General features: G+C 71.4%; 1 protein-coding gene (cut by a window edge). It reads right to left on the reverse strand.

All coding sequences use genetic code 11. From position 1 onward, the window contains the following. Window positions 1–12575 carry the final stretch of a non-ribosomal peptide synthetase gene (locus B7R87_RS00920; RefSeq protein WP_006351017.1) on the reverse strand. Its footprint extends 13939 nt past the window's final position, so 12575 of the gene's 26514 nt are visible here — the last part of the coding sequence; its start codon lies off the right edge, out of view — the gene reads right to left on this strand; it ends in the stop codon at window positions 1–3.

Genomic DNA, 12575 nt, shown 5'->3' on the forward strand with positions numbered 1-12575 from the left:
TCATGCGTTCCGCTCGTCCATCCATGCGGCGATCGCCTCCCAGGACCGGCCGAGCATCTCGGGGAGCATGAGGTCGGTGTGGCGGCACGGGAGGCCGACCCGGGTGATCTCCCCGCGGACGTAGGGCTCCCAGAGCCGGCTGTCGGGCGGGTTGTCGGTGTCGCGGTGCTCGGCGGCGAGGAGGAGCATGTCCCCGTCGAACACCTGGGGCCGGTGGGTCTTCTTGAGGGCGGTGTTGTTGCGGAAGATCTCCGCCATCAGGAGGAGTTCCTCGTCGGAGATTCCGTCGATGACCTCGCCCACTTCTTCCCGGAACCGTGCGGCGGTCTGCCGGAGGGCGTCGGCCGGTGCGGGGCCGTCGGCGTCCGGGGGGCGTACTCCGCCGGGTGCCCGGGCCCCTGCGGGCCCGTCGAGCGTCCTTTCCGCGGCGGGTTCGCCGGGTTCGCGGGGCCGTACGGGTGTGTCGTCGGTGTCGGGGGTCGGGTAGGCGTCCATGACGACGAGCGCGGCAACGGTCTGTCCGGCGGCCCGGAGCTGGACGGCGATCTCGTGGACGGGGATTCCGCCGAAGGAGAAGCCCAGCAGATGGTAGGGCCCGGTGGGCTGGAGGGCGCGGATCTGTTCGACGTACTCGGCCGCGAGGTCCTCCATCGTGCGTGCGGGGGTGCCGCTGCCGTCGATGCCTGCGGCCTGGAGGCCGTAGAGCGGGATGCCGTCGGGTACGTACCGGGCGAGGGGCCGGTAGCACCAGCTCAGTCCGGAGGCCGGGTGGATGAGGAAGAACGGCGGCCGGTCGCCTTCGGTGCGGATCGGCAGGACCCTGCCGAGGGAGTCGCTGAGCGCGGCCAGGCTGAGGCTGCTGACGATGCCTTGGACGGTGGGGGCGGCGAACACGTTCCGGACGGAGGTGTCGACGCCTTTCTCCTGGAGCCTGGTGACGAGGGTGACCGCCAGCAGGGAGTGGCCGCCGAGTTCGAAGAAGTCGTCGTCGACGCCGACTTCGGGGACTCCGAGGACTTCGGCGAACACTTCGCCGACGAGTGTCTCCAGGCTGGTGGCGAGGTTCCGGCGGCCGGCCGGACGCATGGTGCCGGCTTTCGCGGTGTAGTCGGGGGCGGGCAGGGCCCTGCGGTCGAGTTTGCCGTTGCCGGTGAGCGGGAGGGAGGTGAGGGTGACCACGGCTGAGGGGACGAGCGGGGCGGGGAGCCGGTCGGCAAGATGGTCCCGCAGGCCCTCGACCTCGTCCGTATCGGCTTCGGCGGGGACGACGTAGGCGACGAGGCGGCGGTCGCCGGGGGTGTCCTCCCGGGCGATCACCGCGGCCCGGGCCACTGCCGGATGCGTCAGCAGTACGGCTTCGACCTCGCCCGGTTCGATGCGGAAGCCGCGCACCTTGACCTGGTCGTCGGCGCGTCCGGCGAAGACGACCTGTCCGTCGGCCGTCCAGCGCGCCAGGTCCCCGGTGCGGTACATACGCTCTCCCGCGGGCCCGTACGGGCAGGCAACGAACCGCTCACCCGTCAGCCCGGGACGGTTCATGTAACCGCGGGCCAGCGGCGTTCCGGCGACGTAGAGCTCCCCGGTCACGCCGACCGGGACCGGCTGGAGGCCACCGTCCAGGACATAGAAGCGGGTGTTCGCGATCGGCCGCCCGACCGGGATCACACCGTCCGCGACCGCGCCCGCATCGAGTTCCGCCGTGGCGACGCCGATGGTCGTTTCGGTGGGGCCGTAGTGGTTGAACACCTGCCGCTCACCGGCTGCCGACACCAGCTCCCCCACCAGTGCCTTCGGGGCGGCCTCACCGCCCAGGACGAGGGATCCGGCCGGGAAGACTGCGTCGGTGCCCGCTCCGGCGGTGAGTGCCGCGAGATGGGAGGGCACCACCTTGAGGGCGTCGATCCGCTGGTCTGCGACAAAGGCCGCGACCGCGGCCGGGTCGGTGACCGCTTCCGCGTCCAGGACGTGGAGTCGGCCCCCGGTGGCGAGGCTGATGAACACCACCGTGTTCCCCAGGTCCGTCACCTGCGCCTGCAGCAACCCGTACCGCGCACCTGCGGCCGTCCAGCCCAGCCGTACCGACACGGATTCCACGTAGTTCGCGAGCGCCCCATGGGTCACTCCGACGCCCTTCGGCACCCCCGAAGAACCCGATGTGTACATCACGTACGCCAGCCCTGACCGGTTCGTTCCGGCTCCGGGTGGCGTCGCCGGATATCCGTTCAGCAGGGCGACCGTCGTAGGGTCGTCGACGGCGATCATCCGTACCCGGCCGACCGGAAGGTCGTCCAGGGCCTCCTGGGTGCCGAGTACCACGCGGACCCCGCTGTCGGCGAGCATGAACGCGATCCGCTCCGCGGGCAGCTCCGCGTCGACCGGAAGATAGGCGGCTCCCGCCTTCCACACGGCGAGTATCGCGGTGACCGTTTCCGGGCCCCGCGGCAGGCACAACCCCACCACGGACTCGGGGCCCACTCCCAGCTCCCCCAGACAGCGGGCCAGCCGGTTCGCCGCCGCGTCCAGTTCGGCGTAGGACAGCTCGGTGTCTTCCGCGACCAGGGCCACCGCGGCCGGATCGGCCGCCACCCGGCCTTCGAACAGCTCTGTCACCGACGGCGCCGCCGTCTCTCCCGATGTGTCGTTCCACTGGTGGAGCAGCCGGTCGCGCTCCCCGGCGTCCAGCAGGTCGATCGTGTGCAGGGCGGTTCCGGGAGCGGCCGTCACCACGTCGAGTACGCGGAGGAACCAGTCGGCCATCCGGCCCGCCATGGGCGCGTCGTACAGGTCCGCCGCGACCGTCACGGTTCCGCGCAGGCCCGCCGGACGACCGTCGGCGTCGAACATTTCGGCGATTCCGAGGTAGAGGTCGTACTTGGCGGGTGCGGGGACCGGTTCCGTGGACGAGCCGGGGCCTCCGCCGCCGCGGGCGCCGGGCAGTTCCAGCGTGGCGTCGGCGGTGTTCTGGAGGGTGAGAACGGTCTGCGCCAGGGGGTGCCGGGCCATCGAACGGGACGGGGCCAGCTCCTCCACCAGCTTCTCGAAGGGTACGTCCTGGTGGGCGAAGGCTCGGAGGCTCGTTTCCCGCACCCGCGCCAGCACCTCCCGGAACTCGGGGTCCCCGGAGAGGTCCGTCCGGATCACCAGCGTGTTCAGGAAGATCCCGACCAGATCGTCCAGGGCCTCGTCGCCGCGGCCCGCGATGGGCGAGCCGATGGGGATGTCCGTCCCGGCACCGAGCCGCGACAGCGTCACGGCGAGCGCGGCCTGGAGCACCATGAAGGCGGTCACGCCCTCGGCGCGGGCCAACTGTGCGAGGCGGCCGTGCACATCGGCGGGCACCCGCAGGGGTACCCGGTGTCCGCGGTGGCTCGCCACCGCGGGACGCGGGCGGTCCGTCGGCAGTGTCAGCTCCTCCGGGACTCCGGCCAGCGCCTGCCGCCAGTACTCCGTCTGCGTCGACAGCAGACTGTCCGGGTCGGATTCGTCGCCGAGGAGGTCGCGCTGCCAGAGGGTGTAGTCGGCGTACTGGACGGGCAGCGGCTCCCACTCCGGGGCCCGCCCGGCGAGGCGTGCCTCGTAGGCCAGGGAGAGATCCCGGCTCAGCGGTGCCAGCGACCAGCCGTCACCGGCGATGTGGTGGATGACGACGACGAGCAGCTGCTCGTCCGGCCCGTCCTCGAACAGCCATGCCCGGACGGGCACTTCCGACGACAGGTCGAAGGTGGAGCGCGCGGCCTGCGCCACGGCTTCCGCCCGTTCTTCGTGCGGCACCTGACTGATCCGAAGCTCCCAGTCCAGATCCTCGGGGTCGAGGAGCTGCTGGTACGGCTCGCCGTCCGCGGCCGGGAACACGGTCCGCAGCGATTCGTGGCGGACGATCACATCGCGCAGTGCCGCCCCGAGCGCGGCGCCCTCCACTCCGCTGAGCCGGATCGGCATCGGGATGTTGTGCGTGGCGCTGGGGCCTTCGAGCTGGGCCAGGAACCAGAGGCGGCGCTGGGCGAAGGACAGCGGTACCCGCTCGGGCCGGACCGCCGCGGTCAGGGGGATCCGGGTCGGGCCCTCCGTGAGGCGTGCCGCCAGTCCGGCGACGGTCGGGGTCTCGAACAGGGTCCGTACCTCGACTTCCGCACCGAGGGCTACCCGGATGCGTGAGGCGAGCCGTACCGCCAGCAGGGAGTGCCCGCCGAGCTGGAAGAAACTGTCGTCGACACCGACGGAGTCCAGGCCCAGGACGTCGGCGAAGGCCGCGCAGAGCAGCTCCTCCTGGACGGTGGCCGGGGCCCGGCCCTCGCCCGTCGCGTACTCGGGGGCCGGAAGCGCGCGCCGGTCGAGCTTTCCGTTGACGGTCATCGGCAGCGACGGGAGCGGAACCAGTGCGCTCGGGACCATGTACTCGGGCAGTCGGGCCGCGAGGTATTCGCGGAGTGCCCCGGCGTCCGTGCCGTCGTCGGCAGGTACGGCGTAGGCGACGAGCCGTGGGTCGCCGGGGATGTCCTCCCGGACGACGACGGCGGCCCGGCGGACGTCGGGATGGGTCAGGAGTACGGCTTCGACCTCACCGGGCTCGATACGGAACCCGCGGATCTTCACCTGGTCGTCCGCGCGGCCGACGAATATCAACCGCCCGTCCGCGGTCCACTTCACCAGATCCCCGGTCCGGTACATCCGCTCACCGGCCGATCCGTACGGACAGGCGACGAACCGCTCCCCGGTGAGGGCAGGACGACCCACATAGCCCCGTGCCACCCCCGCACCCGCCACATACAACTCCCCCACCACACCCACCGGCACCGGACCGAGAGAACCGTCCAGGACGTAGAGGCGAGTGTTGGCCATCGGTGTGCCGATGACCGGCCGGTCTCCGGCGGACAGCGGGGCCGATATCGAGGCGCACACGGTGATCTCGGTCGGGCCGTAGGCGTTGATCAGACGACGCCCCGGAGCCCACCGGTCGATCAGAGCGGTGTCCAGTGCCTCACCTGCCGATACCAGCGTGCCTACGGAGGCGAGATCACCCGGCTCCAACGCGCCCAACACGGCGGGTGGCAGCGTCGCATGCGTCACCCCGTGGCGCTCGACGAGCCCGACCAGACCTTCGCCCGCATCCAGCCCCTGCCCCGGCGCCATCACCAGCACCCCACCCGAGCAGAGCGTCACCAACACCTCCGACACCGCCGCATCGAACCCCACCGACGCAAACTGCAACACCCGCGCACCCGCACCCACCCCGAACCGCTCCCCCTGAGCAGCCACCAGATTCACCACACCCCCATGCCCCACAGCCACCCCCTTCGGCACCCCCGACGACCCCGACGTATAGATCACATACGCCAACCCCAACCCGCCGACCACCACATCCGGCAAGCCCTCCGGCTCCGCAGCAACCAGCGCCGACGTCACCGCATCGTCCAACGCCACCAACGGCACCCGCCCCACAGGCACATCACCAAGAGACTCCTGAACACCCAGAACCAGCCGCGCCCCACTGTCCGCCAGCATGAACGCCAGCCGGTCCACCGGCAGCCGCCCGTCCAGCGGCAGATAAGCCGCCCCCGCCTTCAACACACCAAGAATCGCCGTCACCAGATCGACACCCCGCGGCAGACACAACCCCACCACCGACTCCGCACCCACACCCCGACCCACCAAATACCGCGCCAGCCGACTCGACGCCGCATCCAACTCCCCATACGACACCTCAACACCCCCGGCAACCACCGCCACCGCATCCCCAGCCTCAACCACCCGCCCCGCAAACAACTCCACCACCGACGAACCCACCACACCCCGACCCGTCGCATTCCATGCGGTGATGAGACGGTCGCGTTCATCGGCGGGGAGGAGGTCGACCGCGCCGAGCCGTAGGCCGGGCGTGGTGGTGACCGTGTCCAGCACTCGCGCAAACCAGCCCGCGAACCGCGCGGCCGCAGGCTCGTCGAACAGATCCGCCGCCACCGTCACCACTCCGCGCAGCCCCGCGGGCCGACCCTCGCCGTCGAACTGTTCGACGACCACCAGGTCGAGGTCGAATTTGGCGGGCATGTCGACCGGTCCCTCCAGGGGCGGGCCGTCACCACCGCCGGGCAGCCCGGGCAGGGCCCGCTGGGTGTTCTGGACGGTCAGCGTCGTCTGGAAGAGGGGGTGGCGGGACATCGACCGTTCGGGCGCCAGCTCTTCGACGAGCTTCTCGAAGGGCACGTCCTGGTGGGCGAAGGCCCCCAGGCTCGCTTCCCGCACCCGCCCCAGCACCTGCCGGAAGTCCGGATCACCCGCCAGATCCGTCCGGATCACCAACGTGTTCAGGAAGAACCCGACCAGATCGTCCAGGGCCTCGTCGCCGCGGCCCGCGATGGGCGAGCCGATGGGGATGTCCGTACCGGCGCCGAGCCGCGACAGCGTCACGGCCAGGGCGGCCTGGAGCACCATGAACGCGGTCACGCCCTCGGTGCGCGCCAGGGTTGCCAGCCGCTGATGGACGTCGGCCGGGATGCGGAGGGCCGCGGCGTGTCCGCGGTGTCCGGCGGCTGCGGGGCGCGGCCGGTCGGTGGGGAGGGCCAGTTCTTCCGGTGCGCCGGCGAGGGTCCGCCGCCAGTACTCGACCTGGGCCGACAGCAGACTGTCCGGATCCGTTTCGTCGCCGAGGAGGTCGCGCTGCCAGAGCGTGTAGTCGGCGTACTGGACCGGCAGCGGCTCCCAGGCCGGAGCCTCACCACGGAGGCGGGCCTCGTAGGCGAGGGTGAGATCCCTGCTGAGGGGGCCGCGCGACCAGCCGTCGGACGCGATGTGGTGCATCAGCACGAGCAGCGTCTGCTCGTCGGTACCGGTGTCGAACAGCCAGGCCCGGACGGGGATCTCGGTTGCCAGGTCGAAGGCGTACCGTGAGGCCTGTCGTATCGCTTCGGGCAGGCCGGAGGTCTCCACCCGGGTGATCTCCAGGGCCCGGTCGACTTCGCCGGGGTCGAGGACGTGCTGGTACGGCTCGCCGTTCAGGGCCGGGAAGACCGTGCGCAGCGACTCGTGACGCCCGATGACATCCCGTAGTGCCGCGTCCAGCGCGGAGGGGTCCGCGCCGCTCAGGCGGATGGGTACGGGGATGTTGTACGTGGAGCCGGGGCCTTCCAACTGTGCCAGGAACCAGAGCCGCCGCTGGGAGAACGAGAGCGGTACGCGGTCGGGGCGTGACGCTGCCCGCAGCGGTGTGCGGGCCTGCCTGGCGCCTTCGTCGAGCCGTGCGGCCAGCTCTGCCGGTGTCGGGGCTTCGAACAGGGTCCGTACCTCGACTTCCGCACCGAGGGCTACCCGGATGCGTGAGGCGAGCCGTACCGCCAGCAGGGAGTGCCCGCCCAGCTGGAAGAAGCTGTCGTCGACGCCGACCGAGTCCAGGCCGAGCACCTCCGCGAAGGCCGCGCAGAGCAGCTCCTCCTGGACGGTGGCCGGGGCCCGGCCCGCGCCCGATACGTACTCGGGGGCCGGGAGCGCCCGCCGGTCGAGCTTTCCGTTCGACGTCAGCGGCAGTTCCGGGAGGGGCACCACGGCGGCGGGAACCATGTACTCCGGCAGGCGGCGGGCCACGAAGTCGCGGAGCGGGCCGGGGTCGAGGGCGATATCGGCGTCACTGCCGACGGGGACGACGTAGGCGATGAGGCGGCGGTCGCCGGGCGTGTCCTCCCGGGCGATCACTGCGGCCCGGGCCACTGCCGGATGCGTCAGCAGTACGGTTTCGACCTCGCCCGGTTCGATGCGGAAGCCCCGCACCTTGACCTGGTCGTCCGCCCGCCCCGCGAACACCACCTGCCCGTCGTCCGTCCACCGCACCAGGTCCCCGGTCCGGTACATCCGCTCACCGGCCGCCCCGAACGGGCAGGCGACGAAACGCTCACCCGTCAGAGCAGGACGGTTCATATACCCGCGGGCCAGCGGAGCCCCTGCGACGTAGAGCTCCCCGGTCACACCGACCGGGACCGGCCGAAGGCCACCATCCAGGACATAGAAGCGGGTGTTCGCAATCGGCCGCCCGACCGGGATCACACCGCTGGCGAGGGTGTCGGTGTCCAGCCGGGCCGTGGCAACACCGATGGTCGTCTCCGTCGGACCGTAGTGGTTGAACACCTGCCGCTCACCGGCTGCCGACACCAGCTCCTCCACCAGTGCCTTCGGGGCGGCCTCACCGCCCAGCACGAGGGATCCGGCCGGGAACACCGCGTCTGTGCCCGCTCCGGCGGCGAGCGCCGCGAGATGAGAGGGCACCACCTTCAGAGCGTCGATCCGCTGGTCCGCGACAAAGGACGCGACCGCGGCCGGGTCGGTCACCGCTTCCGCGTCCAGCACATGCAGCCGGCCGCCGGTCGCCAGGCTGATGAACACCACCGTGTTCCCCAGGTCCGTCACCTGCGCCTGCAGCAGCCCGTACCGCGCCCCGGCCGCCGTCCAGCCCAGCCGTGCCGAAACCGACTCCACATAGTTCACCAGCGCCCCATGAGTCACGCCGACGCCCTTCGGCATCCCCGACGAACCCGATGTGTACATCACATACGCCAGCCCCGACGGAGCCACCGCGGCAGGCGCCGGGGGCGTTCCCTCCGGGAGGTCTTCGATCCGTACGACGCTCACGTCGGGCAGTTCGGCGGCCGTCGCAGTGTCCGTCAGGACGATGCGGGCCCCGCTGTCGGTGAGCATGAAGGCGATCCGCTCGCCCGGAAGCTCCGTGTCCAGGGGCAGATATGCCGCTCCCGCCCGCCAGACACCCAGGACGGCCAGGATCATCTGCGCACCGCGGGGCAGGCACAGCCCGACCACCGACTCCGGTCCCACCCCATGGGCCCGCAGCCCGCGGGCGATACGGTCCGTCTCCTCGGCGATGCGGGCATAGGTCAGCTCGGCCCCGCCGGCGACCAGGGCCACCGCGTCCGGGGATTCGGCCGCCCGGCGCAGGAACAGCTCATGGACACCCGAACCCGTCACGGCCGCCGCGGTGTCATTCCACCGGTGGAGCAGCGCTTCGCGCTCTTCAGGGCCGATGAGTTCCACATCCGCCGGCCGGGTTCCGGGGGCCGCGGTCAGCATGTCCACCACCCGTACGAACCACTCCGCGATCCGGTCCCCCGCCGACGCGTCGAACAGATCGGCGGCGACGGTCAGCGACCCCTGGCAACCGGCGGGTCGCCCGTCCTCGTCGAACCTCTCCGCCATCGACACGTTGAGGTCGAACCGGGCCGACACCATCGGCGCGGCATCTGTGACGCCCGCACCGCCACGGGTACGGACCTCGGACAGCTCCAGCGCGCCCCGGTCGGTGTTCTGCAGTGTCAGCATCACCTGGAACAGCGGATGCCGCGAGAGCGACCGCTCCGGAGCCAACACCTCCACCAGGCGCTCGAACGGTACGTCCTGGTGGGCCAGGGCGCCCAGGCTCGCGTCCCGTACCCGGCCCAGCACCTGCCGGAAGTCCGGATCACCTGTCAGGTCCGTTCGGATCACCAGCGTGTTGAGGAAGAAGCCGACCAGGTCGTCCAGCGCTTCGTCCGTACGGCCCGCGACCGGCGTTCCGATGGGGATGTCCGTCCCGGCGCCGAGCCGGGACAGGGTCACCGCCAGCGCGGCCTGGAGCACGATGAACGCGGTGACGCCCTCCGCGCGCGCCAGTTCGGTGAGCTGCCGGTGCACCTCGGCGGAGATCCGGAACGATGTGGCGTGTCCGCGGTGGCTCGCCACTGCGGGGCGCGGCCGAACCGTCGGCAGTGCCAGTTCCTCCGGTGCTCCGGCGAGCGCCTGCCGCCAGTACTCGACCTGCGCCGACAGCAGACTGTCCGGATCCGTCTCGTCGCCGAGGAGGTCGCGCTGCCAGAGCGCGTAGTCGGCGTACTGGACGGGCAACGGCTCCCACTCCGGGGCCCGTCCGGCGAGGCGTGCCTCGTAGGCCCGGGAGATGTCCCGGCTCAGCGGCGCCATCGACCAGCCGTCGGACGCGATGTGGTGCATGACGACCACGAGTACGTGTTCGTCCCGGCCCGCTTCGAACAGCCAGGCCCGGAACGGAAGCTCCGTGGACAGGTCGAACGCGTACCGGGAGGCGGCAGCGATGGCTGCGGGCAGGGCTCCGGGCTCCACCCGGGTGGTCCGGAGCTGCCATTCCAGGTCCGCGGGGTCGACGACCTGCTGGTAGGGCTCGCCGTCGACGGCCGGGAACACGGTGCGCAGCGATTCGTGGCGGACGATCACATCGCGCAGTGCGGCGTCGAGTGCGGACACGTCGACACCGCCGAGACGGATCGGCACGGGAATGTTGTAGGTGGGGCTGGGGCCTTCGAGCTGGGCGAGGAACCAGAGGCGGCGCTGGGCGAACGACAGGGGTACCCGCTCGGGCCGGACCGCCGCGGTCAGGAGGGTACGGGTCTCCTCCGCTTCCGTGCCGGTCAGACGGGCCGCCAGTCCTGCCGGGGTCGGGGCTTCGAACACGGCCTGGACTTCGACTTCGACGCCGAGGGCCGCCCGGATGCGGGAGGCGAGCCGTACGGCGAGGAGGGAGTGTCCTCCCAGGTCGAAGAAGCTGTCGTCGACGCCGACCGAGTCCACTCCGAGGACCTCGGCGAAGGCTGCGCAGAGCAGCGCTTCCCGCTCGGTGGCCGGGGCGCGGCCCGGCTCCTTGGTGTATGCGGGGGCGGGCAGTGCGGACCGGTCCAGCTTCCCGTTCACCGTCATCGGCAGAACGGGGAGCTCCACGACAGCGGCCGGGACCATGTAGTCCGGCAGGCGTCCGGCCGCGAACTCCCGCAGGCCGTCTCCGTCGAGACCGTGGTCACCGGGTACGGCGTAGGCGACGAGCCGTGGGTCGCCGGGGGTGTCCTCCCGGACGACGACGGCGGCCTGGCGGACGTCGGGATGGGTCAGGAGTACGGCTTCGACCTCACCGGGCTCGATGCGGAACCCTCGGATCTTCACCTGGTCGTCCGCACGGCCGACGAACATCAGCCGCCCGTCCGCCGTCCAGCGGGCCAGATCCCCGGTCCGGTACATCCGCTCACCCGCAGGACCGTACGGACAGGCGACGAACCGCTCCCCGGTGAGGGCAGGACGGTTCACATAACCGCGCGCCACACCGGCACCGGCCGCATACAGCTCCCCCACCACACCCGTCGGCACCGGACCGAGAAAACCGTCCAGAACGTAGAGGCGGGTGTTGGCCACCGGGGTGCCGATGACCGGCCGGTCTCCGACGGACAGCGGGGCCGACATCGACGCACACACCGTGATCTCCGTCGGACCGTACGCGTTGATCAGACGACGCCCCGGAGCCCACCGGTCGATCAGCACCGAGTCCAGCGCCTCACCCGCCGACACCAGTGTCTTCACCGACGCCAGGTCCGCTACGGCCAGGGAGCCGAGGGCGACGGGCGGCAGCGTCGCATGGGTCACCCCGTGACGCGCCACGACCTCTTCGAGTCCGCTGCCGGGCACCAGTTGACCGGCCGGGGCCATGACCAGGGCCGCCCCGGCGCCGAGGGCCATGAGGATTTCCCAGGTGGCCGCGTCGAAGCCGATGGACGCGAACTGGAGCACGCGGGCTCCGGGCTCCGGTGCGAGCCGTTGAAGCTGCGCGGTGGCCAGGTTGACCGTTCCGGCGTGGGTGAGGGCGACGCCCTTCGGCGTGCCGGTCGAGCCCGATGTGTAGATCACGTACGCCAGCCCCGACGGGTCGGGTGCGGTGTCGGGTGCGGTGTCCGGGTGGGCCGCGATCCGTTCCCGTACCGTCCGGTCGTCGAGGGGGAGGGTATCGACGCCCCTCAGCACGTCGGTGAGGGCCGCAGCTTCGTCCCCGGAGGTGAGGACGGTGGTGGCGCCGCTGTCGGTGAGCATGAACGCGATGCGCTCGGCGGGGTGCCGGGCGTCCAGCGGCAGATAGGCCGCCCCCGCCTTCAGTACGGCCAGCATCGCCGTCACCAGCCCGGCGCCCCGCGGCAGGCAGAGCCCCACCAGTGACTCCGCACCCACACCTCGGCCCACCAGCTCGTGCGCCAACCGGTTCGCAGCCGCGTCCAGCTCACCGTAGGTCAGTTCCCTGTTCTCGGTGACGACCGCCACCGCGTCCGCAGCGGCCGCCATCCGCCGGGCGAACAGCTCCAGGACGTTCGGTGCCACGGCTTCGGCCTCGGAGTCGTTCCAGGTGTGGAGCAGCCGGTCACGCTCGTCGGTGTGCAGGACGTCCACGGCGGCGAGCCGGGTCCCGGGTGCCGCCGTGACCAGGTCGAGCACCCGGACGAGGCGTTCGGTGACCGCTTCGACCGTTGCGGCGTCGAACAGGTCGACCGAGCCGGTCAGCGAGCCGCGGAGGCCCGCCGGGCGCCCGTTCTCGTCATGGGCCTCGCCGACCATCACGTCGATATCGCATTTGACGGAGGCCGCCAGGGTGGTCTCGACACCGGCGACGGCCGCCGTCTCCACGCCGGGCAGGCGCAGTGCGGTCCGTTCGGTGTTCTGGAGTGTGAGGACGACTTGGAACAGCGGATGGCGGGACATCGACCGCTCGGGGGCGAGTACCTCCACGAGCCGTTCGAAGGGGACGTCCTGGTGGGCGA

Source organism: Streptomyces tsukubensis, from assembly GCF_003932715.1.
In the GTDB taxonomy this organism is placed as follows: domain Bacteria; phylum Actinomycetota; class Actinomycetes; order Streptomycetales; family Streptomycetaceae; genus Streptomyces; species Streptomyces tsukubensis.